Below are 24194 nucleotides of genomic sequence, written 5' to 3' on the forward strand. Positions count from 1 at the left end.
AGCCCGGTCCGCCCCCGGCCCGTCCCGGCGGGCAACCCGGAGCGCTTCCGCAGGCCGCGGCCGGCGCCCCGCGGCTGATGCAGCGCGGCGGCAAGGAAATCCTGATCGGCGCGGCCCTGGTCCTCGCGGGCGGCGCCGTCGTCGCCCAACTGGCGGGCATCAACCTGCCGTGGGGGACCTGGCTGCCGGTCCTCGCCATCGCGGCCGGCGCGGTGATCGCTTGGATGCAGCTGGATGATTCCCGGCGCAGCGGCCTGATGGACCGCGCCGGGGCGACCGGGGCGCAAGGCGCCGTGCGGTTGCTGGCCGGGCTGGTCCTAGTGGTGGCCGGCATCGTCACCATGGTGTCCGGTTCGATTACCTGGGAGGCCATGTGGCCCACGCTGTTTGCCTCGCTGGCCGTCCTGGCCGGGGTCCTGCTGGTTTTGGCGCCGTGGGTGCTGAAGTACTGGCGGGACCTGGAGACGGAACGCTCCGGCCGGATCCGGGAAACCGAACGCGCGGAGATCGCCGCGCACCTGCACGATTCGGTGCTGCAGACGCTCGCCCTGATCCAGAACCGCGCCGGTTCGGAACACGACGTCACCCGGTTGGCCCGCGCCCAGGAACGGGAACTGCGCGAATGGCTCTACCGGGACAGGCGGCAGGAAGAGGGCAACCTGGTGGACCGCGTGAAGGCGGTGGCCGCGGAAATCGAAGACGCCTACGGGCATCCCGTGGACGTGGTCGCCGTGGGCGACAGCGCCATGACCGACCGGCACGAGGTCCTGGTGCACGCCACCCGGGAGGCGGTGCAGAACGCGGCGAAGCACGCCGGCGGCCCCATCTCCGTCTACGTTGAATGCACGCCGGGCAGCAGCGAAATCTTCGTCCGGGACCGCGGTCCCGGGTTCGAGCCCGCCGCCGTGCCGCCGGACCGGATGGGCGTGCGCGAATCACTGATCGGCCGGATGGAGCGGCACGGCGGCCAGGCAAAAATCCGCAACACCGGCAGCGGCACCGAAGTCCATCTCAGCCTGCAGCACCCCCAGGAAGGAACCGCATCGTGACCGAACCCATCCGCGTGGTCGTCGTCGACGACCACGCCATCTTCCGTTCCGGCTTGAAAGCGGACCTGGACGGGCGCATCGAGGTGGTCGCCGAGGCCGCGACCGTGGAGCAAGCGATCGCGGCCATCCACGAGCAGCGGCCCGCGGTCGTGCTCCTGGACGTGCACCTGCCCGGAGGCAGGGGCGGCGGCGGGGCCGAGGTGGTCGCGGGCTGCACCGACCTGCTGGCGGAGACCAAATTCCTGGCGCTGAGCGTGTCCGACTCCGCCGAAGACGTCGTCACCGTCATCCGGGCCGGCGCCCGCGGGTACGTCACCAAGACAATCTCCGGCGCCGAAATATCCGACGCCGTGGAGCGCGTGGCCGGCGGCGACGCGGCCTTCTCGCCGCGGCTGGCCGGGTTCGTCCTGGACGCCTTCGGCACCGCAGCAGTAGCCAACGTTGACGACGAACTGGACAAGCTCTCCGCGCGCGAACTGGAGGTCATGCGGCTGATCGCCCGCGGCTACCAGTACAAGGAGGTGGCCAAGGAACTGTTCATCTCCATCAAGACCGTCGAAACGCACGTCTCGTCCGTGCTGCGCAAGCTACAGCTGTCCTCCCGGCACGAACTGACCCGCTGGGCTGTTGACCGCCGGATCCTGTAGCAGGGGCGCCGGGCCCTGTTGTACCCCCAGGCGCCGGTGGTAGCTTGGGGGCACTGTCAGGACCGACGAGCGCAGGAGGATCCATGACCGACTCCCCACGGCACGACGAACTGCCGCTGCCGGACTACGACCACATACCCCTGGGCACGCTCCCGACCCGGATCACCGGGCTGGACGAGCAGGGAATGACCGAGCTCCTGACCTACGAGCGGGAGCATGGGAACCGGCTCCCGGTCGTCCAGGTCCTCGAGCGCCGGCTCGAGGAGTTGCGTGCCGGAGCAGAGCCAAGCGGGACCACGGTGCCGGACATGCCCGAGGTCGGCGGAAGCCAGGGCGGCTCCGCGGCGCAGCCGGAAACCTCGGGCCCACGGGTCGTGCCGCCGTTCCACGGCAATCCGGCCCACCAATCCCAGCCGGAAAAGTAGCCGGAACGCCACCCGGCCGGGCTGCCCCTCGGCAGTCCGGCCGGGAGCGTATCCGGCGGCTACTTGGCCTTCGCCAGGAAATCCTGCAGCCGGCCGACGCCGGTAGCCAGGTCTTCGTCGCCGAGGGCGTAGGACAACCGCACGAAGCCGGACGGCCCGAAGGCCTCGCCGGGAACGACGGCGACCTCGACCTCGTCGAGGATCAGCGCGGCGAGCTCGGCGGAGGTCGCCGGACGGATGGTGCCGTCCGCCGTCGGGAATTCCTTGCCCAGCAGCCCGCGGACGTCGGCGTAGGCGTAGAACGCGCCCTCCGGCGTCGGGCATTCGACGCCGGCTATGGCGTTCAGGCCCTCGACCATGGCCTTGCGGCGCCGGTCGAAGGCAACCTTCATCTCGTCCACCGCGGTCAGCGGTCCGGACACGGCGGCCAGCGCCGCCATCTGGGACACGTTGGCCACGTTGGAGGTGGCGTGGGACTGCATATTGGTGGCGGCCTTGACCACGTCCTTCGGGCCGATCATCCAGCCCACCCGCCAGCCGGTCATGGCATAGGTCTTGGCCACGCCGTTGAGGATGACGACCTTGTCGCCCAGCTCCGGCGCGGCCGTCGCGATGGAGGTGAAGGGCACGCCGTCGTAGGTGAGGTGCTCGTAGATCTCGTCGGTGATGACCCACAGGCCCTTGGACGCGGCCCACCGGCCGATCTCGGCAACCTGTTCCGGCTGGTAGACGGCACCGGTCGGGTTGGACGGGGAGACGAAGAGCAGCACCTTGGTTTTGTCGGTCAGCGCGCCTTCGAGCTGGTCGACGGTGACCAGATAGCCCTGCTCCGGCCCGGCGAAGACCTCCACCGGGACGCCGCCGGCCAGCCGGATCGCCTCGGGGTAGGTGGTCCAGAACGGCGTGGGGACCAGGACCTCGTCGCCCGGATCCAACAAGGTGGCGAAGGATTCGTACACGGCCTGCTTGCCGCCGTTGGTCACCAGCACCTGGGCGGGGTCCACCCGGTAGCCGGAATCGCGCAGCGTCTTGTCCGCGATGGCCTGCTTCAGTTCGGGCAGGCCGCCGGCGGGGGAGTAGCGGTGGAAGCGCGGCTGGCGCGCGGCCTCGATGGCGGCCTCCACGATGTAGTCCGGGGTCGGGAAGTCCGGTTCGCCCGCCCCGAAGCCGATCACCGGGCGCCCGGCAGCCTTCAGCGCTTTTGCCTTGGCATCGACGGCGAGGGTGGCGGATTCGGCGATGGACGCAATGCGCCGGGAGACGCGGGCGTTGGCAGGCATGGTGTTCCCGTCTTCAGTAGCGTGTAGGACTGTTCCTTAGTCTAGGTGCAGGCCGAGTCCGGGTGCAGCCCGTCGGAGGTACGGCCCGTTGCCGGGTGCCCGCACGGCCCCTTGGTCAGCGGGCCGGCGGAAATGTTGCATAATGGATCAGTCGCCTTGTGGGCGGCAAACGGGGTTCGGTTCGACGTCGGCGCATCGCTGGCGTAAACTGGATCTTCGGTGTTGAAAACGCCATGATGTTCCATGCCCGCGCGGCGGGGGCATCCGGCAGTATTCGGCTCCATAGGGTAGTGGCGCAATTGGTAGCGCAGCGGTCTCCAAAACCGCAGGTTGCAGGTTCGAGTCCTGTCTGCCCTGCGCAGAACCGCCGCAGGCACAAACTGCAGCAGTTCAGCATCCCAGCACGAAGCAGCGGTCCAGGCCGGCCGAGGCCGTCCGGGGGCCGGACACCGGACAGAATGAGTGAGGCCAGGTTGACCGATACGTCTTCCAGCAGTCCCCAGGGACGCCCCACCGGACGAAAGACCGAGAAGCGCGGTCTCTTCGCCCGGATCATTTTGTTTGTCCGCCAGGTCGTTGCCGAACTCAAAAAGGTCGTCACGCCGACCCGCAAGGAATTGCTGAACTACACGCTGGTGGTGATCGCTTTTGTTGCGGTCATGATGCTGATCGTCACGGCACTGGATCTGGTTTTCGGCCAGGGCGCGTTCTTCGTCTTCGGAGACGGCATACCCGAACAGTAACGTCCGCGTTGCGGCAGCCGTACGGATGGATACGACGACGGCGCAAAGCCGCCGCGAGTCAAGTGAGCTGAAGAAGAAAGCAGGAAGCTAAGTGTCCGACCAGGAACTCGAAGCCCAGAACTCCGAAGAGAACGCGGAGCTGGAAGCCGACGAGCAGGTTACCGGGACCGGCGCCGACGAGGTGCCGGCTTTTGGCGTTGACGCTGCAGAAGAGGCTGCCGGTGCCGATCTGGCGAGCGAGCTTGACCAGGCCGCCGACGACGCCCCCGTCCTCGACGAGGCCGCCGAAGCCGCCGCCGAGGCGGACCTGACCGAAGCCGAGGCCGCCGACGGGGCCCCGGAGGAGACCGGGCCGGCCGAAGAAGCCGAAGAGGTTGAGCAGACCGAAGAGGAAGCCCTCGAAGCCTTCCGTGCCAAGCTGCGCCGCCAGCCCGGCGACTGGTACGTCATCCACTCCTACGCCGGCTACGAAAACCGTGTGAAGGTCAACCTGGAGACCCGCATCCAGACCCTGAACATGGAAGACTTCATCTACGAGATCCAGGTCCCGATGGAAGAGGTCGTGGAGATCAAGAACACCACGCGCAAGCTGGTCAAGCGCGTGCGCATCCCGGGTTACGTGCTGGTCCGGATGGACCTGACCGACGCCTCATGGGGTGCCGTCCGCCACACCCCCGGCGTGACCGGGTTCGTCGGCAACGCCCACAACCCGGTGCCGCTGAGCCTGAAGGAAGTTGCTTCCATGCTGGAGCACACCATCACGGGCACCAAGACGGAAGCCGGCGGCAAGGCTGCGGGCAAGTCGACGGCACCGAGCACGCCGATCACCGTCAACTTCGAGGTCGGCGAGTCCGTCACCGTCAACGACGGGCCGTTCGAGACGCTGCCGGCAACGATTTCCGAAATCAAGCCGGAATCCCAGCAGCTGGTGGTGCTGGTGACCATCTTCGAGCGCGAAACCCCGGTGACGCTCTCGTTCAGCCAGGTCACCAAGATCCACTAACCAAGACTTCGTGCGGATACGGACCCGCTTTGTCCGAATCCGCACGGCCGGCCGCCAAGCCATGGCGGCCAACCACCGCCGGCACGCTCCTGTGCCGCCGGTACGTAATGTGAGAGAAGGACCCGATATGGCCCCCAAGAAAAAGGTCACCGGCCTCATCAAGCTCCAGATCCAGGCAGGCGCCGCCAACCCGGCCCCGCCGATTGGTCCGGCGCTTGGTCAGCACGGTGTCAACATCATGGAATTCTGCAAGGCGTACAACGCCGCCACGGAATCCCAGCGCGGAAACGTGATCCCGGTTGAAATCACGGTCTACGAAGACCGTTCCTTCACCTTTATCACCAAGACCCCGCCGGCCGCCGAGCTGATCAAGAAGGCCGCAGGCGTGCAGAAGGGTTCGGCTACCCCGCACACCAACAAGGTTGCGAAGCTGACCCAGGCGCAGGTCGATGAGATCGCCGGCACCAAGATGGCTGACCTCAACGCCAACGACATCAAGGCTGCCGCCAAGATCATCGCCGGCACCGCCCGTTCCATGGGCATCGAGGTGGAGGGCTAAACACCCTCAACCCGGAGGCCGAAGGACAGATGTCCAGCAAGGCCTTCACCAAGACAATTCACAAAACGACGGCGACACAGCTCGCCACGGGTGCGAACACCGCCGTCGTTGTGGCAGGGCCGGGCGCGGTCCGCAGACCACAACTGCACAAGGAGAAAAAGCAGATGGCAAAGCGCAGCAAAGCATATGAGGCAGCTGTAGCCAAGATCGAGGCGGACAAGGTTTACGCCCCGGTCGAGGCAATCACTCTCGCCAAGGAGACCAACCCGTCCAAGTTCGACGCGACCGTCGAGGTGGCTTTCCGCCTCAGCGTCGACCCGCGCAAGGCAGACCAGATGGTCCGCGGCACGGTGAACTTGCCGCACGGCACCGGCAAGACCGCCCGCGTGCTGGTCTTCGCCACCGGCGACAAGGCCGAGGCCGCTATCGCCGCGGGCGCCGACTTCGTTGGCTCTGACGACCTGATCGAAAAGATCCAGGGCGGCTGGACCGACTTCGACGCCGCCGTGGCGACCCCGGAACTGATGGGCAAGGTCGGCCGCCTGGGCAAGGTCCTCGGCCCCCGCAACCTGATGCCGAACCCGAAGACCGGAACGGTGACCCCGGACGTTACCAAGGCCGTCAACGACATCAAGGGCGGCAAGATCGACTTCCGCGTCGACAAGCACGCCAACCTCCACTTCATCATCGGCAAGGTGTCCTTCGACGCCAACAAGCTGGTGGAGAACTACGCCGCCGCCCTGGAAGAGGTGCTGCGCCTGAAGCCGTCGGCCTCCAAGGGCCGGTACATCGCGAAGGCCACCATCACCACCACCTTCGGCCCGGGCATCTCCGTGGACCCGAACGTCACCAAGGTGGCCGTGGAGGCCTAACCGGGACTTCAGGTTCGCCGGCAACGGCGCACACTTCGGCTATGGCCGCAGCAGATGCTGCGGCCATAGCCCGTTTAAGCGGGAGATAGTGCGGCGCGGCGGGATGCAGTAATGTGATTGGCACTACTCAATCACTGCCTCGCGCCGAGGAGCACGCATGCCCACGACCTCGATCAAGATCGCGCCGCTGCCGATCCCGCCCGCCCTTCAGGGCCCGGGCGGTGCGGACTTTGCCGCCTCCGCCGAGCTGGCCAACCTGGTCAACGGGCTGATCTGGGGCAACAACGATTTCTGGGTGAGCCCGGCAGTGAGGCTCGAGGGGGCGCGGCCGAACGACTACTCGGTGACGTATCTCTGGGCGGCCAGGGACGGGGACCGGCACGTCGGGCGCGCCCTGCTCGAGCTGTCGCTGCGGGACAACCCGCGCAACGGGTACGTCTTTGTGGCCGTACATCCCGACTACCGGCGGCGGGGCGTGGGAAGCAGGCTGCTGGCCGAAGCCGAGGCCTGCGCCGCCCGCCGGGGCCGGACCACCCTGCAGGCCTGGAGCGAACATCCTGCCGGATTCGATCCAGGAGGCCCGGACATGCTCCGGCCGGGGACCGGGTCCGGGGCCCTGCCGGCGTCCGCGCCGGCCGTGCGCTTCGCGCTGGCCGGCGGCTTCCGGCTCGAACAGGTGGAGCGGTGCAGCAGGATGCCGCTCCCCGCCGACCAGGACAGTCTGGCGGCCCACGCGTCGGCGGCTGCCGGGAAGGCCGGCGCGGACTATCGCCTGGTCGAGTGGGCCGACAGTTGCCCGCCGGACTGGGTGGACCAGTACGCGGCCCTGCGGCAGCGGATGAGCACCGACGTCCCGCTGGGTGACCTGGACTGCGAGGAAGAGGCGTGGGATGCCGCCCGCGTCCGCCACCATGAGGAGGAGCTGCGGCGCAAGGGCGGCCGCTGCCTGGTGGTCGCGGCCGGGCATGTGCCCAGCGGCCGGCTGGTGGGCCATACGGTGCTGGAATTCTTCCCGGAGCAGCCCGAGGTGGTCTTCCAGGAGGACACGTTGGTGCTGCGGGCCCACCGCGGCCACGGCCTGGGCCTGTGGATCAAGGCCCGCAACCTGCAGCGGGTGGTGGAGGCGTGGCCGCAGGGGCGCCGGCTCTACACCTGGAACGCCGACGAAAACAGCCACATGCTGGACATCAACACCGCCCTCGGCTTCGCTCCGGCCGGGTACGAGGCAGCCTGGCAGAAGAAGCTGCGTCCGGGGCCGCAGGCCGGGGAGACCCGCCCGGCCGGCGCCGCGTGACGGCGTACCGGGCGTGTCGCCGGAGCGTCATGCTACGCGCCGGTAACCGGCAGCGGCGGTTACGATGTCAGCGCGCCGGCATGCTGCCGGGTGTGGCGGGAGGGCCGATGGAACGCAGGACGCTGGTTGACACGGTGGCGGAAGACCTGCTGGAGCAGATCATCGCCGGCCGGATGGCGCCCGGCGACGCGCTGCCCACCGAAGCCGAGATCGCCGCCCGGTCGCAGGTCAGCCGGCTGACTGTCCGGGAAGCCCTCACCATGCTGCGGGCGATGAACGTGATCAGCATCCAGCGGGGCCGCGGCACGTTTATCAATCCGCCCGGGTCGTGGACCTCGGTCGAGGCCGTCGTCCGCGCCGCGGCGCACAGCATGAGCGACTCCGCCGCCTCGCGGCAGTTGCTCGAAGTGCGGCGCCTGGTCGAGTCCGGGGCCGCCGCGCTGGCTGCGCTCCGCCGCACCGCTGCGGACCTGGAGTTGCTGCGCGGGGAGCTGGAGTCGATGGCGGCCGCGGACGCCGCGGGCGACGCGGATGCCTTCGTCGAAGCCGACCGGCTGTTCCACACGGTGGTCCTCAAGGCGTCCGGCAATATCCTCTTTCCGGCGGTCTTCGTGCCGATGGGCCGGGTGCTGGCCGACGCGCGGCGGGAAGCGTTTGGGGCGCAGGCCGTGCGCACCCGCACCCTCGCCATGCACCGCAGGGTGCTCGCCGCCGTCGAAAGCGGGGACGCCCAGGGAGCCCGCGAGGCGATGGAGGACCACGTGGACCAGGTCCAGGACGACCTCGACGCCAATGCCGCCGGCCCGGCGAGAGCCTCCGCGCTGCGGTCGGCCGCCGGCTGATCCGTCCGGGGGTGCAGTCGTGGGCGCGGCTCCGGGCCGCCGATTTGGCGTCCGGCGGCAGGATCCCGTAACCTTGAAGAACCAAAGACCGTCGGTCGTTGAAATCCTCCACGTTTTCAACCGAAAGTCCCATGCCTGGGACGGCCTGCGCAGGTGAACGAAGCATTGCCCCGCCGCCGTAACTCCGGTGCGGGAACGAAGCCCCGTGCGCCTGCATGGGGCGTTTTTTATGCGTGCGACCCGAACCACCGGCACTATTCCCCGGAAGGAGGGTTATGGCAACGCCAACCAAGGTGGCAGCCGTTGAAGAAATCACCAGCGATTTCAAGGAATCCAGCGCTGCAGTCCTAACCGAATACCGCGGGCTTACCGTTGCACAGCTCAAGGAGCTGCGTGTTTCTCTCGGCCAGGACACCAAGTTCTCGGTCGTCAAGAACACCCTGACTGGCATTGCAGCCAAGGAAGCCGGCATCGACGCGTTCGAAGGCCAGCTTTCCGGACCCACTGCTATCGCCTTCATCAAGGGTGACGCCGTTGCAGCCGCCAAGTCCCTGACGGATTTCGCAAAGTCCAACCCGCAGCTCATCATCAAGACCGGTATCTTCGAGGGCAAGGCCCTGGATGCAACCGCCGTTGCTGCGCTGGCCGCTCTCGAATCCCGCGAGCACCAGCTGGCCCGCGTCGCCGGTGTCCTCAAGGCGCCGATGTCCGCACTGGCCCGCACCCTCGATGCGCTGCGCATCAAGCAGGAGGAGAACGGCGGCGCCGCTGCCGAAGCTCCGGCCGAAGCTGCCGAAGCCGAAGCTCCCGCTGCCGAAGCAACCGAGGCCCCGGCCGAGGCTGCCGCCGAAGAGCAGTAAGACTCTTCACCAACCAACTCTTGGTGCGGACACACCAGCCGCATCACCTATCAGGAAGGACGCCAACCATGGCGAAGCTCACCAACGAAGAGCTCATTGAAGCTTTCAAGGAACTGACCATCATCGAGCTCTCCGAGTTCGTCAAGCTGTTCGAGGAGACCTTCGACGTCACCGCTGCAGCCGTTGCCGTTGCGGGCCCCGCAGCCGGCGGCGCCGGCGAAGCCGCTGCTGAGGAGCAGACCGAGTTCGACGTCGTCCTCGAAGCTGCCGGCGACAAGAAGATCGCAGTGATCAAGGAAGTCCGCGCGCTGACCTCCCTGGGCCTCAAGGAAGCCAAGGACCTGGTCGACAGTGCTCCGAAGGCCGTCCTCGAAGGCGCCACCAAGGAAGCCGCCGACAAGGCCAAGGAAGTTCTCGAGGCTGCCGGCGCGACCGTCACCCTCAAGTAAGCTCTCTTTAGCTTCCGCAAAGCCCCGCCGCCCTACCGGGCGGCGGGGCTTTGTGCTGTGCGGGCCGGAACCAGCAGCCGGTGCCCCGGCGGCTCAGCGGGCCCGGCGGGCTCAGGCCGGGTCGGAGATGTCGGCGACGGTGGCGCCGAGCGCGGAGGTCAGCGCATCGGCGTCGACGAAGGCGGAGTAACCGTGTTCCCCGGCGCCCAGCGATATCCGCCGGCCGCGGATGGACTCGTCGGCGTACACCGGCCAGGCCGTGCTGCTGCCCAGCGGGGTGATGGTGCCGCGCCGGTAGCCCGTCGCCGTGTAGGCAACATCGGCGTGCGGCAGCGAAAGTTTGTTGACCCCCAGCAGCGAGCGGAGCTTGGGCCAGGAGATCTGCCGGTCGCCGGGGATGAGGGCGAACAGGAACGAGCCGTCCTTGTGCTTGATGACCAGGGTCTTGACGATGTCGGCCTCGGCGATGCCCAGCAGTTGCGCGGCCTCGGCGAGGCTGCGGGCGCCGGAGCGTTCGGCGACGTCGACCTTCAGGGAGTGGGCTTGGGCGCCGGCCAGGAAACGCTGCAGGCCGGCCGGCAGGGCAGGGGCACCGGAGTCGTTGCTCATGCCCGGTTCAAGCCCCGGCGCCCGCCCGGTATTCCCGGCCGGGCCGCCGGGGGCCGCCCGGAACCGCTAGTCCCGGTAGAGCAGCAGCGCCTCGCCCTGGCCGCCGCCGCCGCACAGGGAGACCGCGGCCTTGCCGGTGCCGCGCCGGCGCAGTTCCAAGGCGGCCGTCAGCGCCAGCCGGGTGCCGGAGGCGCCGATCGGATGGCCCAATGCGATGGCCCCGCCGTGGATGTTGCACTTCTCCAGCGGGTAGTCCAGGTCCTGCAGCGACTGCACCGCCACGGCCCCGAAGGCTTCGTTGATCTCGATGAAGTCCAGGTCGGCCGTGGTCCAGCCCGCACGGTTGAGCGCCTGGGTGATTGCGTTGGACGGCTGCGACTGCAACGAGGTGTCCGGTCCGGCCACCTGCCCCGGACGGCCGACGACGGCGAGCCAGTCCAGGCCGTTGTCCTCGGCAAAGCCGCGGGTCGCGACCACGACGGCGGCCGCGCCGTCGGACAGGGGGGAGGAGTTGCCGGCGGTGATAGTGCCGTCCTTGGCAAACGCCGGGCGCAGCGGGGCCAGGCTTTCCACGCTGGTCTGCGGGCGGACACCCTCGTCGCTGTCGACCACCAGGTCCTCGCCCTTGCGCTGCGGCACCGCGACGGGGACGATCTCGTCGTCGAAGACCCCGTTCTTGGCGGCGGCGGCGGCGCGCTGGTGGGAGGCGGCGGCCACTTCGTCCTGCGCTTCGCGGGGAATGCCCAGCTCGGCGTTCCGGCGCTCGGTGGAGACGCCCATCGACTCGTGGTCGAAGGCATCGGTGAGGCCGTCGTGGGCGGTGGCATCGAGGGCGGTCAGGCTGCCGTAGGTCCAGCCCTGGCGGGATCCGGGCAGCAGGTGCGGGCCGTTGGTCATCGACTCCTGACCGCCGGCCACCACCACCTGCGCCTCGCCGCAGCGGATCAGCCGGGCGGCGTCGGTGACGGCGGCCAGCCCGGAGAGGCAAACCTTGTTGATTGTCACGGTCGGCACGTTCCAGCCCAGCCCGGCGGCGATGGCCGCCTGCCGCGCAGGGTTCTGGCCGGCGCCGGCCTGGATGACGTGCCCCATGATGACCGCGTCCACCTGTTCGGGGGCGACGCCGGAGCGGTCCAGCGCCGCGGCGATCGCTTTGCCGCCGAGCTGGACGGCGGTAAAGGACGCGAGCTGGCCGTTCAGTCGTCCCGTGGGCGTGCGTGCGCCGTTCAGGATGACGACGTCGTCGCGGCTGCTGTTGTTCTCGGCCATGGTGTCGATGCCTCTTTTCCGCGCCTGTGGCCTGCGCAAGCAGGGGCCACATGGCTGCTGCCGTGGGTATGATCTGCTTCACAGATTACCCGTGTTTGGGCAACTCGCCTGGAGCGCGGGCCGGAAATTGCGGGCGGGCCGGTATATGCTGGTGGCGTTGTCCCGGGGAAGACAACCGCGAAGACGCCCCTTTCGCACCGCGTTTCGCACCGCAGGCCGCTCGAATCCCGATGGCGGGGGAGCGGTGACTGGTGCCTGCCCGGCATGTTGGACAAGCCGCGACGCGGTGCCGTACACTAAGTATTTGCGTCTTCCCTCAAAACCTTTGGCCTTCATATAGCGGTGGGCTTCGCCACGCCCTATCTGTGTTTAACTGCAGATCGTGCGGCGGGCAAGGATCATATAGCGGATCCAGGTGATGTCCGGACCCCATTCGGGGTGCCGGCGGTGCGGAAGCGCAGGACAAGCCTGAAGGTCTGTGGAAGGATCCCTCTTGGTCGCCTCGAGCACCTCTAATACCGATACCGCTAACAGCCTGCTGGACGCCTCGTCGAACGACGGAGCAACCCGGCGGCTCTCATTCGCCAAGATTCACGAACCTCTTGACGTTCCCAATCTGCTCGCCCTTCAGACCGACAGCTTCGACTGGCTGGTCGGCAACGAACGCTGGAAGGCGCGCGTAGCCAAGGCCCAGGAAGAAGGCCGCCAGGGTGTGGCCGGCACCTCCGGCCTCGCCGACATCTTCGAAGAGATCTCCCCGATCGAGGACTTCCAGGGCACCATGTCCCTGAGCTTCTCGGAGCCGGAGTTCGCCGATCCGAAGTACACCATGGCCGAGTGCAAGGACCGCGACGCCACGTACTCCGCGCCGCTGTACGTCAAGGCCGAGTTCATGAACAACAACACGGGCGAGATCAAGCAGCAGACCGTGTTCATGGGCGACTTCCCGCTGATGACCGACAAGGGCACTTTCGTCATTAACGGCACCGAGCGCGTCGTCGTCTCGCAGTTGGTCCGCTCGCCTGGCGCCTACTTCGAGAAGACCGCCGACAAGACCAGTGACAAGGACATCTTCACCGCGAAGATCATTCCGTCCCGCGGCGCCTGGTTCGAGCTGGAAATCGACAAGCGCGACCAGGTCGGTGTCCGCCTCGACCGCAAGCGCAAGCAGTCCGTGACCGTGCTGCTCAAGGCCCTGGGCTGGACCGAGGGCCAGATCCTGGAGACCTTCGGCGAGTACGACTCCATCCGCGCCACGCTGGAGAAGGACGCCACGCAGACCCAGGAAGAAGCCCTCCTGGACATCTACCGCAAGCTGCGTCCGGGCGAGCCGCCGACAGTCGAGGCCGCCCAGTCCCTGCTGGACAACCTGTACTTCAACCCCAAGCGCTACGACCTGGCCAAGGTCGGCCGCTACAAGATCAACCGCAAGCTGGGCATCGACAAGCCGCTGACGGATCCGGACGCCTCGGTCCTGAACAATGACGACATCGTCGCCATGATCAAGTTCCTGGTCGCCCTGCACGCCGGCGAGACCACCATCCCGGGTAAGCGCGACGGCGCCGACCACGACGTCCGCGTCGAGATCGACGACATCGACCACTTCGGCAACCGCCGCATCCGCGCGGTCGGCGAGCTGATCGAGAACCAGGTCCGCACGGGCCTCTCCCGCATGGAGCGCGTGGTCCGCGAACGCATGACCACGCAGGATGTCGAGGCGATCACGCCGCAGACCCTGATCAACATCCGCCCCGTGGTGGCAGCGATCAAGGAATTCTTCGGCACGTCGCAGCTGTCCCAGTTCATGGACCAGAACAACCCGCTGGCCGGCCTGACGCACAAGCGCCGCCTGTCCGCGCTGGGCCCGGGCGGCCTGTCCCGCGACCGCGCCGGCATGGAAGTCCGTGACGTGCACCCCTCGCACTACGGCCGCATGTGCCCGATCGAGACCCCTGAAGGCCCGAACATCGGCCTGATCGGCTCGCTGGCCTCCTACGGGCGGATCAACGCGTTCGGTTTCATCGAGACCCCCTACCGCAAGGTCGTCGACGGCCAGGTCACCGACCAGGTCGACTACCTCACGGCCGACGACGAGATCGAGTGCGTGATCGCCCAGGCGAACGCTCCGCTCACCGAGGACCTGCACTTCGAAGAGGACCTGGTCCTCAGCCGGGAGCGCGGCGGCGGCGGCGAGCCGGTGCTCGTGCCGGCCACCGAGGTCGACTACATGGACGTCTCCCCGCGCCAGATGGTGTCGGTGGCGACCGCCCTGATTCCGTTCCTGGAGCACGACGACGCCAACCGCGCGCTGATGGGCGCGAACATGCAGCGCCAGGCCGTGCCGCTGCTGCGTTCGGAAGCCCCGCTGGTCGGCACCGGCATGGAGCGCTACGCGGCTGTCGACGCCGGCGACTCCGTGGTTGCCGCCAAGCCGGGCGTGGTCACCGAGGTCTCCGCGGACCTGGTCACCGCCCTGAACGACGACGGCACCGAGACCCGGTACCCGATCATGAAGTTCGCCCGCTCCAACCAGGGCAACGCGTACAACCAGCGTGTCCTCGTCTCCGAGGGCCAGCGGCTGGAAACCGGCAGCATCATCGCCGACGGTCCCTCCACCGACCAGGGCGAACTGGCGCTGGGCAAGAACCTGCTCGTGGCCTTCATGTCCTGGGAGGGCCACAACTTCGAGGACGCGATCATCCTGTCGCAGCGCGTGGTCTCCGACGACGTGCTGACCTCCATCCACATCGAGGAGCATGAGGTTGATGCCCGCGACACCAAGCTCGGTGCCGAGGAAATCACCCGCGACATCCCGAACGTGTCGGAGGAAGTGCTCTCCCAGCTGGACGAGCGCGGCATCATCCACATCGGCGCCGAGGTCGACGCCGGCGACATCCTCGTCGGCCGCGTGACCCCCAAGGGCGAGACCGAGCTGACCCCGGAAGAGCGCCTGCTGCGTGCGATCTTCGGCGAGAAGTCCCGCGAAGTGCGCGACACCTCCCTGAAGGTCCCGCACGGCGAGTCCGGCACCGTGATCGGCGTGCGGATCTTCGACCGCGACAACGACGACGAGCTGCCCCCGGGCGTGAACCAGCTGGTGCGCGTGTACGTGGCGCAGAAGCGCAAGATCACGGACGGCGACAAGCTCGCCGGGCGCCACGGCAACAAGGGCGTCATCTCCAAGATCCTGCCGGTCGAGGACATGCCGTTCCTGGAAGACGGCACCCCGGTCGACGTCGTGCTGAACCCGCTGGGTGTCCCCGGCCGCATGAACGTGGGCCAGGTGCTGGAAATCCACCTCGGCTGGGCCGCGAAGCAGGGCTGGAACATCGAGGGCAACCCGGACTGGGCCAAGGACCTGCCGAACCTGCCCCGCCAGTCGGGTCCGACGACGGTGGCCACGCCGGTGTTCGACGGTGCCAGCGAGTTCGAGATCACCGGGCTGCTGGATGCCACGAATCCGACCCGCGACGGCGAGCGCCTGATCGGCGCTTCCGGCAAGGCCCGTCTGTTCGACGGCCGCTCGGGCCAGCCGTTCCCGGATCCGGTGTCCGTGGGCTACATGTACATCCTGAAGCTGCACCACCTGGTGGACGACAAGATCCACGCGCGTTCCACCGGCCCGTACTCGATGATCACCCAGCAGCCGCTGGGCGGCAAGGCGCAGTTCGGCGGCCAGCGCTTCGGCGAAATGGAAGTGTGGGCCCTGGAGGCCTACGGCGCCGCGTACACCCTGCAGGAACTGCTCACCATCAAGTCCGACGACATCCACGGCCGCGTCAAGGTCTACGAGGCGATCGTCAAGGGCGAGAACATCCCGGAGCCGGGTGTTCCCGAATCCTTCAAGGTGTTGATCAAGGAAATGCAGTCGCTCTGCCTGAACGTGGAAGTACTCTCCACCGACGGCACCGCGATCGAAATGCGTGACTCGGATGAAGAAGTCTTCCGGGCCGCGGAAGAACTGGGCATCGACCTTTCCCGGGCCGAGCCGAGTTCCGTCGAAGAGGTCTAGCCGCGCCGGCCGGCCGCCCGTGCCGTGGAGCACCGCGGCCGGCCCGCGCACGGCGCCCCTCTGTCCGTAACCCGACAGACTTTCAGATTTAGAGAACAAGAGAGAACAGGGACCATATGTCCAGCGAATCCTCCTTCGGCCTCATGCGCATCGGCCTTGCCACCGCGGACGACATCCGCGACTGGAGCTACGGCGAGGTCAAGAAGCCGGAAACTATCAACTACCGCACCCTGAAGCCCGAGAAGGACGGCCTCTTCTGCGAGAAGATCTTCGGACCTTCCCGCGACTGGGAGTGCTACTGCGGCAAGTACAAGCGCGTGCGCTTCAAGGGCATCATCTGTGAGCGCTGCGGCGTCGAGGTCACCCGTGCCAAGGTCCGCCGCGAGCGGATGGGCCACATCGAGCTGGCCGCCCCGGTCACCCACATCTGGTACTTCAAGGGTGTCCCCTCCCGCCTGGGCTACCTGCTCGACCTGGCGCCGAAGGACCTGGAGAAGGTCATCTACTTCGCCGCCTACATGATCACCAGCGTGGACGAGGAGCGCCGCCACGAGGAACTGCCCAACCTGCAGGCCGAGCACGACCTGGAGAAGAAGCAGCTGGCCGATACCCGCGACTCCGACATCGCGGCGATCGCCAAGGACCTCGAGGACGAGCTGACCCGGCTGGAGGGCGAGGGCGCCAAGGCCGCCGAGAAGAAGAAGGCGCGCGACTCCGCCGACCGCCAGATGGCCAACGTGCGCAAGCGTGCCGACGCCGAGATCGAGCGCCTCGACATGGTCTGGGACCGCTTCAAGAACCTCAAGGTCGCCGACCTCGAGGGCGACGAGGGGCTCTACCGCGAGCTGCGCGACCGCTACGGCCTCTACTTCGAAGGCGCCATGGGTGCCGAAGCCATCAAGAACCGCCTCGAGAACTTCGACATGGCTGCCGAGGCCGAGTCCCTGCGCGACATCATCAAGAACGGCAAGGGCCAGCGCAAGACCCGCGCCCTGAAGCGGTTGAAGGTGGTCAACGCTTTCCTGACCACCACCAACTCGCCGCTGGGAATGGTGCTGGACGCCGTTCCGGTGATCCCGCCGGAGCTTCGCCCGATGGTGCAGCTGGACGGCGGCCGCTTTGCGACCTCCGACCTGAACGACCTGTACCGCCGCGTGATCAACCGCAACAACCGCCTGAAGCGTCTGCTGGACCTGGGCGCGCCGGAAATCATCGTCAACAACGAAAAGCGGATGCTGCAGGAAGCCGTGGACTCGCTGTTCGACAACGGCCGCCGCGGCCGTCCGGTCACCGGACCGGGCAACCGTCCGCTGAAGTCGCTGTCCGACATGCTCAAGGGCAAGCAGGGCCGCTTCCGGCAGAACCTGCTGGGCAAGCGCGTCGACTACTCCGGCCGTTCCGTGATCGTGGTCGGCCCGCAGCTGAAGCTGCACCAGTGCGGCCTGCCCAAGCAGATGGCGCTGGAGCTGTTCAAGCCGTTCGTCATGAAGCGGCTGGTGGACCTGAACCACGCGCAGAACATCAAGAGCGCCAAGCGGATGGTGGAGCGCTTCCGCCCGCAGGTGTGGGACGTGCTCGAAGAGATCATCACCGAACACCCGGTGCTGCTCAACCGTGCACCAACCCTGCACCGGTTGGGCATCCAGGCGTTCGAGCCGCAGCTGGTCGAAGGCAAGGCGCTGCAGCTGCACCCGCTGGTGTGCGCCGCGTTCAACGCCGACTTCGACGGCGACCAGATGGCCGTGCACCTGCCGCTGAGCCCCGAGGCCCAGGCCGAGGCGCGCATCCTGATGCTCTCCTCGAACAACATCCTGAAGCCGTCGGACGGCCGTCCGGTGACCCTGCCCTCCCAGGACATGATCATCGGCCTGCACCACCTCACCACCAAGCGCGAAGGCGGAACCGGCGAGGGCCGTGTCTTCGCCAGCCCGGCGGAGGCCATCATGGCCCACGACGCCGGCGAGCTGCACCTGAACTCCGTCGTCAAGATCCGCGTGCCCGGCTTCGTGCCCAGCGCGGACCAGCCGGCACCGGAGGGATGGGAAGAGGGCCAGGAAGCGCTGATCGAAACCTCGCTCGGCCAGGTCATCTTCAACGACACGCTGCCCGATGACTACCCCTGGGTGGCGCGCGTGGCGGACAAGGGCCAGCTCTCGGCGATCGTGAACGATTTGGCCGAGCGCTACCCGAAGGTCGTCACCGCGGCGACGCTGGACAACCTCAAGGACGCCGGGTTCTACTGGGCGACCCGTTCCGGCGTGACCGTGGCGATCTCCGACATCGCGGCCCCGGCCGAAAAGGCCGCCATCATGGAGGGCTACGAGACCCAGGCCGCCCGCGTCGAGTCCCAGTACAACAAGGGCCTGATCGCCGACGACGAGCGGCGCCAGGAACTGATCGACATCTGGAACAAGGCGACCAACGAGGTTGCCGACGCGATGCGGAAGAACCTGACCAAGGAGAACACCATCAACCGCATGGTGTCCTCCGGTGCCCGTGGCAACTGGCTGCAGGTCCGCCAGATCGCCGGTATCCGTGGTCTGGTGGCCAACCCGAAGGGCGAGATCATCCCGCGCCCGATCAAGTCCTCCTACCGCGAGGGCCTGTCGGTGCTGGAATACTTCATCGCCACGCACGGTGCCCGCAAGGGCCTGGCCGACACCGCGCTGCGTACCGCCAACTCGGGTTACCTGACCCGCCGCCTGGTGGACGTCTCGCAGGACGTGATCGTGCGCGAAATGGACTGCGGCACCGAGCGCGGCCTGAACACGGTCATCGCCGAAGCCGACCACAACGGTGAACTGCGCCGGCACGAAGAGGTGGAGAACTCCGCTTACGCCCGCACGCTGGCCACCGATGTGGTGAACTCCGAGGGCACCGTGGTGGCCACGGCAGGCGCCGACGTCGGCGATGTGCTGATCCAGGAACTGATCGACGCCGGCATCACCGAGATCAAGGTGCGCTCCGTGCTCACCTGTGAGTCCGCCGTCGGTACCTGCGCGCTCTGCTACGGCCGCTCGCTGGCCACCGGCAAGACCGTGGACATCGGCGAGGCGGTCGGCATCATCGCCGCCCAGTCGATCGGCGAGCCCGGTACCCAGCTGACCATGCGTACCTTCCACACCGGTGGCGTAGCCTCCGCGGAAGACATCACCCAGGGTCTGCCCCGTATCCAGGAGCTCTTCGAAGCCCGTACCCCCAAGGGTGTCGCGCCGATGGCCGAAGTGGCCGGACGCGTGTCCATCGAGGACGGCGAGCGCCAGATGCGCGTCATCGTCACCCCCGATGACGGCTCGGAAGAGATCGCCTACCCGGTGCTGCGCCGTGCACGCCTGCTGGTCGAAGACGGCCAGCACGTGGACGTCGGCCAGCAGCTGGTCACCGGTGCCAAGGACCCGAAGCAGGTGCTGCGTATCCTCGGCCCGCGCCAGGCGCAGAAGTTCCTGGTGGACGAGGTCCAGAGCGTGTACCGCAGCCAGGGCGTCGGCATCCACGACAAGCACGTGGAAGTCATCGTCCGCCAGATGCTGCGCCGCATCACCGTGATCGAGTCCGGCGAGACCGACCTGCTGCCGGGCGAGCTGGCCGAGCGAAGCCGCTTCCAGGCGGAGAACCGCAAGGCCGTCTCCGAGGGCAAGCAGCCGGCCAACGGCCGTGACGAGCTGATGGGCATCACCAAGGCCTCGCTCGCCACCGAGTCGTGGCTGTCGGCCGCGTCCTTCCAGGAGACCACCCGCGTCCTGACGCAGGCGGCCATGGAGGGCAAGTCCGACCCGCTGCTGGGCCTGAAGGAGAACGTCATCATCGGTAAGCTGATCCCGGCCGGCACCGGCCTGGACCGGTACACCCAGGTGTCGGTGGAGCCGACGGAGGAAGCGAAGGCCAACCTGTTTACCGGCCCGAGCGCCTTCGGCGACTTCGACTACGCCGGCGCCGACGGTTCGCTGACGCCCGAGTTCCACGCCATCCCGCTGGATGACTACGACCTGGGCAGCGACTACCGCTAGCCGCCAGTATGGAACCGCCTCCTGCTCCCCGATACCGGGGCAGCGGGGGGCGGTTTCCGCGTTTAACGGCCCCGGCGGCCGCCGCGCACATGAGATTCTGGGAACATGGCCAATTCCTCGTCCGGTGACTCGATGCTGGACCGGCTGGTGCGCATCCTGTCTGCGTTCGAGCCGGACAAGCCGGCGATGAACGTCGCCACGCTCTCCCGCCGGGCGGATGTGCCGCTGGCAACGACCTACCGGCTGGTGGAGGCGCTGTCCCGCCACGGGCTGCTGACGAAGGAGGGCCCCGGCGAAATCCGGCTCGGGCTGCGGCTGTGGGAGCTGGCCAACCGGAGCTCGCCGGCCGTCGACCTGCGGCAGGCCGCCATGCCGTTCATGGAGGACATCCAGTCCGTGGTGCGCCAGCACACCCAGCTGGCGGTGCTGCGCGAGGACGAAGTCCTGGTGATCGAGCGGCTCTCCAGCCGCGGCTCCGTGGTGAACCAGGCCCAGATCGCCGGCACCATGCCGGTGCACCGGACCTCGATGGGCATGGTGCTGCTGGCCTATTCGCCCAACCATGTCCAGGAGTCCTACCTGACCCGGCATCCGGAGGCCGTCACGTCGGCCGACCCGGTGTCCTTCGACCTGCGCCGGCACCTGGCCGACATCCGCAAGCGGGGCTACGCCGCGTTCGACGGGCGGATCGACGTGGACACCACCGGCATCGCCGTCCCCGTGCTCGGCCCGGCCGGCCGGCCGCTGGCCGCCCTCGGCGTGGTGGTGCCGCTGGGCTTCGAGAACTTCCACGCCGTGGTGCCGGCGCTGATGACGGCGGCGCGCGGCATCTCCCGGGCCATGGGCGTCGCGCTGTGACAGCGGCGGCCACCGCCGTCGTAATTCTCATTCAATAAGAACGCCGGGGCGGAATCCGTGTCGCCGGGCTCACACTGGTGAAGAGACGGCTTCCTCTTCGACCCAGGAGACTTACCCATGGCGCAACCGCAGATCATCAAAACCAAGGTAGGAATCGTCGGCGGGGGACCGGCCGGCCTGATGCTCAGCCACCTGCTGGCCCGGCACGAGATCGACAACCTCGTGGTGGAATCCCGTGACCACGACACCATCCACAACACCCACCGGGCCGGCATCCTGGAGGCGGGCTCGGTCAAGATGCTGACCGACACCGGCGTCGACGGCCGGGTGCTGACCGAGGGCGACGAGCACGCCGGCATCGATCTGCGCTTCAACGGAGAGTCGCATCCGCTGGACTTCAAGGACCTCGTGGACGCCACCGTGACCCTGTACGCGCAGAACGAGGTGTTCCTGGACCTGGCCGCCGCCCGCAGGCGCGACGGCGGCGACGTGCGCTACGAGGCCGAGGTCACCGAGGTGCTGGACCTGGAGACCACCACGCCCAAGTTCAGGTTCACGGACAAGGACGGCGCCGCCTTCGAGGTGCACTGCGACATCCTGGTGGGTGCCGACGGCTCCCGCAGCTTCTGCCGCCGCGCGGTGAAGGGGGAGCAGGACTACAAGATCGAGTATCCGTTCGCCTGGTTCGGCATCCTGACCGAGGCCCCGAAGAGCGCCCCGGAACTGATCTACGCGAACTCGCCGCACGGCTTCGCGCTGATCTCCCAGCGCAGCGAGACCGTCCAGCGCATGTACTTCCAGTGCGATCCGGCCGAGAACGTGGACGACTGGAGCGACGACCGGATCTGGGCGGAACTGCAGAAGCGGGTCGACGGGCCCGACGGCTTCCAGTTGAAGCAGGGACCGATCTTCGACAAGACCGTGCTGGCCTTCCGCTCCTTCGTGCGGGAACCGCTGTCCCACGGGCGCATGTTCCTGGCCGGCGACGCCGGACACACGGTGCCGCCCACCGGGGCCAAGGGCCTGAACCTGGCCTTCGCGGACGTCAAGGTGCTCTTCGAGGCCATCGACTCGTTCTACTCCACCGGCAGCGACGCACTGCTGGAGGGCTACTCCGACCTGGCGCTGCAGCGGGTTTGGAAGGCGCAGAACTTCTCCTACTGGATGACCAGCATGCTGCACACCCGCACGGATGCCTCGCCCTTCGAGACCAAGCGTGCCCTCGGCGAGCTGGCCACCGTGACCGGTTCCCGCTTCGGGCAGCAGTACCTGGCCGAGTCCTACACGGGCTGGCCGCACAAGTGACCGCTCCGCCCGCACCACGCCGGGCGCGCAAACCCTTAAACCATCCACAGCCACAACGGAAAGGAGTCCCGATGAGCGACGCACAAGCTCCGGACGAGGCTTTCGAGGACGAGACGTTTGACGACAGCCACCTGCTGGACCCTGCCGCCACCACGGATTCGCAGGAAAAGATCAGCCAGGAAATTGCCGACAGCCACGAGGCGTACCGCAAGAGCGTGGAGGCCGGCGGCGCCGAAGAGACGCAGCCGCGCATCGACTTTGCGCCGTACCGCTCCTCGCTGCTGCGCCACCCCACCAAAGACCTGCACCACGCGGACCCGGAGACCATCGAGCTGTGGAGCCCGGCCTTCGGCGAGCGTGACGTGCACGCCCTGGAGTCGGACCTGACCATCCAGCACAACGGCGAGCCGATCGGCGAGCGGATTATCGTGCAGGGCCGTGTCCTGGACGGCGACGGACGCCCGGTGCGCAACCAGCTGGTGGAGGTCTGGCAGGCCAACGCCGCCGGCCGCTACGTGCACAAGCGCGACCAGCACCCGGCCCCGATCGACCCGAACTTCACCGGCGTGGGCCGCTGCATCACCGGGCCCAACGGCGAGTACAAGTTCACCACCATCAAGCCCGCCCCCTACCCGTGGAAGAACCACCACAACGCCTGGCGCCCGGCACACATCCACTTCTCGCTGTTCGGCACCGACTTCACCCAGCGCATGATCACCCAGATGTACTTCCCGGGCGACCCGCTGTTCCCGCTGGATCCGATCTACCAGTCGATCACCGACCCGGCGGCCCGCGACCGCCTGGTCGCCACCTATGACCACTCGGTCACCAGCCACGAGTGGAACACCGGCTACCGCTGGGACATTGTCCTTTCCGGCAGCAACCGCACCTGGATGGAAGAAGGCGAGGAGCACTGATGAGCGAGTCCACCACCAAACTGGTGCCCACCCCGGGCCAGACCATAGGCCCGTTCTACGGCTTCGCGCTGCCCTACGAGAAGGACAGCCAACTGGTCCACCGCGCGCACCCCGGGTCCATCCGGCTGCACGGCGTGGTCTACGACGGCAACGGCACCGTGATCCCCGACTCCATGCTGGAGATCTGGCAGGCCGACGAGCACGGCAAGATCTCCCGCGAAACCGGTTCCCTGGTCCGCGACAACCACACCTTCACCGGCTTCGGCCGCGTGGCCGTGGACAACGTGGGCCACTACACCTTCACCACGGTCAACCCGGGTGCCACCGAGCCGGGCAAGGCCCCGTTCATCTCCCTGGTGGTCTTTGCCCGCGGCCTGCTGAACCGGCTGTTCACCCGGATCTACCTGCCGGAGGAAACCGAGGCGCTGGCGAACGACCCGCTGCTGTCCTCGCTGCCGGAAGAGCGGCGGAACACGCTGATCGCAGAGCGCGAACCGAACGGCGACCTCCGCTTCGACATCCGGCTGCAGGGTGACGGCGAGACCGTCTTCCTGACCTACCCGGGGATTTAGGCCTGTATGAATCCGGCGGACCACGCTGATTTCGGGCTGCTGTCTCCGGCCTCGGCCGGGACAGCAGCGTCCCGTTTAACCAGCGACTACCAATTCATCCAAGCCATGCTCGACGTGGAGCTTGAATGGACCCGCGTGCTGGCCGACGCCGGCCGGGTGGCCGCCGAGGCCGTGCCGGCCGTCGAGCGGGCCTCGCACGCCGACCTCTACGACGCCGCGGGGCTGGCCGAGCGGGCCCAGGGCGGCGGCAACCCGGTCATCCCGCTGCTGGCCGACCTGAGGGCGGAGACCAGGAAGCACGACCCGGCCGCCGTCCCGGCGATCCACCGGGGCGCCACCAGCCAGGACATCCTGGACAGCGCCCTGATGCTGATGGCCCGCCGCGCGCTGGCCGGGATCGTCACCGACCTCAAGTCCGCCGCCGCGGCCCTGGGCCGGTTGGCGGACGAACACCGCGCCACCGTCACGGTGGCCCGCACCCTGACCCAGCATTCGCTGCCGTCGACGTTCGGGCTCAAGGCGGCCAACTGGCTCTCCGGCGTCGCCCAGGCCGGCGTCCGGCTGGAGCGGGTGGCCGGCGGACTGCCGCTGCAGTGGGGCGGCGCGGCCGGCACCATGGCGG

General features: G+C 67.8%; 21 protein-coding genes and 1 tRNA gene. 19 read left to right on the forward strand and 3 right to left on the reverse strand.

The window, feature by feature from the left end; translation table 11 throughout:
• The 3 genes from AC5RUH_RS14045 to AC5RUH_RS14055 all read left to right on the forward strand — a co-directional run.
• Positions 1-1049: sensor histidine kinase (locus AC5RUH_RS14045; RefSeq protein WP_494128882.1), on the forward strand; the 1049-nt coding region annotated here is incomplete at its 5' end.
• Entirely contained in the window at positions 1046-1696 is a 651-nt protein-coding gene (locus tag AC5RUH_RS14050) for a LuxR C-terminal-related transcriptional regulator (protein WP_494128883.1), read from the forward strand. The genes AC5RUH_RS14045 and AC5RUH_RS14050, both read left to right, overlap by 4 nt.
• A gap of 83 nt (positions 1697-1779) precedes the next feature.
• On the forward strand, positions 1780-2121 hold the full coding sequence (locus tag AC5RUH_RS14055) for a DUF8129 domain-containing protein (protein ID WP_494012740.1): 342 nt from the start codon (positions 1780-1782) through the stop codon (positions 2119-2121).
• A gap of 59 nt (positions 2122-2180) precedes the next feature.
• On the opposite strand, the gene AC5RUH_RS14060 is transcribed toward AC5RUH_RS14055, so the two are convergent.
• Positions 2181-3401: a pyridoxal phosphate-dependent aminotransferase gene (locus AC5RUH_RS14060; protein WP_494022477.1), complete on the reverse strand. Its 1221-nt coding sequence runs from the start codon at positions 3399-3401 to the stop codon at positions 2181-2183.
• A gap of 284 nt (positions 3402-3685) precedes the next feature.
• On the opposite strand from AC5RUH_RS14060, the gene AC5RUH_RS14065 reads away from it, so the two are divergent.
• From AC5RUH_RS14065 to rplL, 9 genes are all read left to right on the forward strand, one after another.
• Positions 3686-3758 (forward strand) — tRNA-Trp (locus tag AC5RUH_RS14065).
• Between the two features lie 116 nt (positions 3759-3874).
• Positions 3875-4144 carry a preprotein translocase subunit SecE gene (gene secE / locus AC5RUH_RS14070; RefSeq protein WP_494000508.1) on the forward strand — a complete coding sequence of 90 codons (270 nt, stop codon included), beginning with the start codon at positions 3875-3877 and terminating at the stop codon, positions 4142-4144.
• A 91-nt stretch (positions 4145-4235) separates the two neighbouring features.
• Complete coding sequence (nusG, locus tag AC5RUH_RS14075; protein WP_494000507.1) at positions 4236-5147, forward strand: transcription termination/antitermination protein NusG; 912 nt, start codon at positions 4236-4238, stop codon at positions 5145-5147.
• A gap of 127 nt (positions 5148-5274) precedes the next feature.
• Positions 5275-5706: a 50S ribosomal protein L11 gene (gene rplK / locus AC5RUH_RS14080; RefSeq protein ID WP_493979247.1), complete on the forward strand. Its 432-nt coding sequence runs from the start codon at positions 5275-5277 to the stop codon at positions 5704-5706.
• A gap of 164 nt (positions 5707-5870) precedes the next feature.
• Positions 5871-6578, forward strand: coding sequence for a 50S ribosomal protein L1 (gene rplA, locus AC5RUH_RS14085; protein WP_494000506.1), 708 nt, complete (start codon positions 5871-5873; stop codon positions 6576-6578).
• 157 nt (positions 6579-6735) lie between these two features.
• On the forward strand, positions 6736-7872 hold the full coding sequence (locus AC5RUH_RS14090) for a GNAT family N-acetyltransferase (RefSeq protein WP_494128884.1): 1137 nt from the start codon (positions 6736-6738) through the stop codon (positions 7870-7872).
• A gap of 107 nt (positions 7873-7979) precedes the next feature.
• A complete protein-coding gene (locus AC5RUH_RS14095; protein ID WP_494000504.1) occupies positions 7980-8714 on the forward strand; it encodes a FadR/GntR family transcriptional regulator in 735 nt (244 codons plus the stop codon).
• Positions 8715-8989: 275 nt separating this feature from the next.
• Positions 8990-9574 (forward strand): 50S ribosomal protein L10, encoded by a 585-nt coding sequence (rplJ, locus tag AC5RUH_RS14100; RefSeq protein ID WP_494012736.1) that lies wholly within the window; start codon positions 8990-8992, stop codon positions 9572-9574.
• 68 nt (positions 9575-9642) lie between these two features.
• Entirely contained in the window at positions 9643-10023 is a 381-nt protein-coding gene (rplL, locus tag AC5RUH_RS14105) for a 50S ribosomal protein L7/L12 (RefSeq protein ID WP_494000502.1), read from the forward strand.
• A 111-nt stretch (positions 10024-10134) separates the two neighbouring features.
• On the opposite strand, the gene AC5RUH_RS14110 is transcribed toward rplL, so the two are convergent.
• Positions 10135-10632, reverse strand: a complete 498-nt coding sequence (locus tag AC5RUH_RS14110) for an aminoacyl-tRNA deacylase (RefSeq protein ID WP_494012735.1) — start codon at positions 10630-10632, stop codon at positions 10135-10137.
• A 66-nt stretch (positions 10633-10698) separates the two neighbouring features.
• Entirely contained in the window at positions 10699-11901 is a 1203-nt protein-coding gene (locus AC5RUH_RS14115) for an acetyl-CoA C-acetyltransferase (protein ID WP_494128885.1), read from the reverse strand.
• 493 nt (positions 11902-12394) lie between these two features.
• Here AC5RUH_RS14115 and rpoB point away from each other — a divergent pair, with 493 nt between their 5' ends.
• The 7 genes from rpoB to AC5RUH_RS14150 form a co-directional block, all read left to right on the forward strand.
• Complete coding sequence (gene rpoB / locus AC5RUH_RS14120; protein ID WP_494000499.1) at positions 12395-15913, forward strand: DNA-directed RNA polymerase subunit beta; 3519 nt, start codon at positions 12395-12397, stop codon at positions 15911-15913.
• Positions 15914-16029: 116 nt separating this feature from the next.
• Positions 16030-19920 (forward strand): DNA-directed RNA polymerase subunit beta', encoded by a 3891-nt coding sequence (locus AC5RUH_RS14125; RefSeq protein ID WP_494012733.1) that lies wholly within the window; start codon positions 16030-16032, stop codon positions 19918-19920.
• Between the two features lie 105 nt (positions 19921-20025).
• Positions 20026-20778 carry an IclR family transcriptional regulator gene (locus tag AC5RUH_RS14130; protein ID WP_494128886.1) on the forward strand — a complete coding sequence of 251 codons (753 nt, stop codon included), beginning with the start codon at positions 20026-20028 and terminating at the stop codon, positions 20776-20778.
• 117 nt (positions 20779-20895) lie between these two features.
• A complete protein-coding gene (locus tag AC5RUH_RS14135) occupies positions 20896-22083 on the forward strand; it encodes a 4-hydroxybenzoate 3-monooxygenase (RefSeq protein ID WP_494000496.1) in 1188 nt (395 codons plus the stop codon).
• A 71-nt stretch (positions 22084-22154) separates the two neighbouring features.
• Positions 22155-23000, forward strand: coding sequence for a protocatechuate 3,4-dioxygenase subunit beta (pcaH, locus tag AC5RUH_RS14140; protein WP_494000495.1), 846 nt, complete (start codon positions 22155-22157; stop codon positions 22998-23000).
• On the forward strand, positions 23000-23572 hold the full coding sequence (pcaG, locus tag AC5RUH_RS14145) for a protocatechuate 3,4-dioxygenase subunit alpha (protein WP_494000494.1): 573 nt from the start codon (positions 23000-23002) through the stop codon (positions 23570-23572). Before pcaH ends, pcaG begins: the two co-directional genes overlap by 1 nt.
• 6 nt (positions 23573-23578) lie before the next feature.
• Positions 23579-24194 (forward strand): lyase family protein (locus AC5RUH_RS14150; RefSeq protein ID WP_494128887.1); only part of this gene is annotated, 616 nt, incomplete at its 3' end.

It is taken from the genome of Arthrobacter sp. Y3223166 (assembly GCF_059090935.1).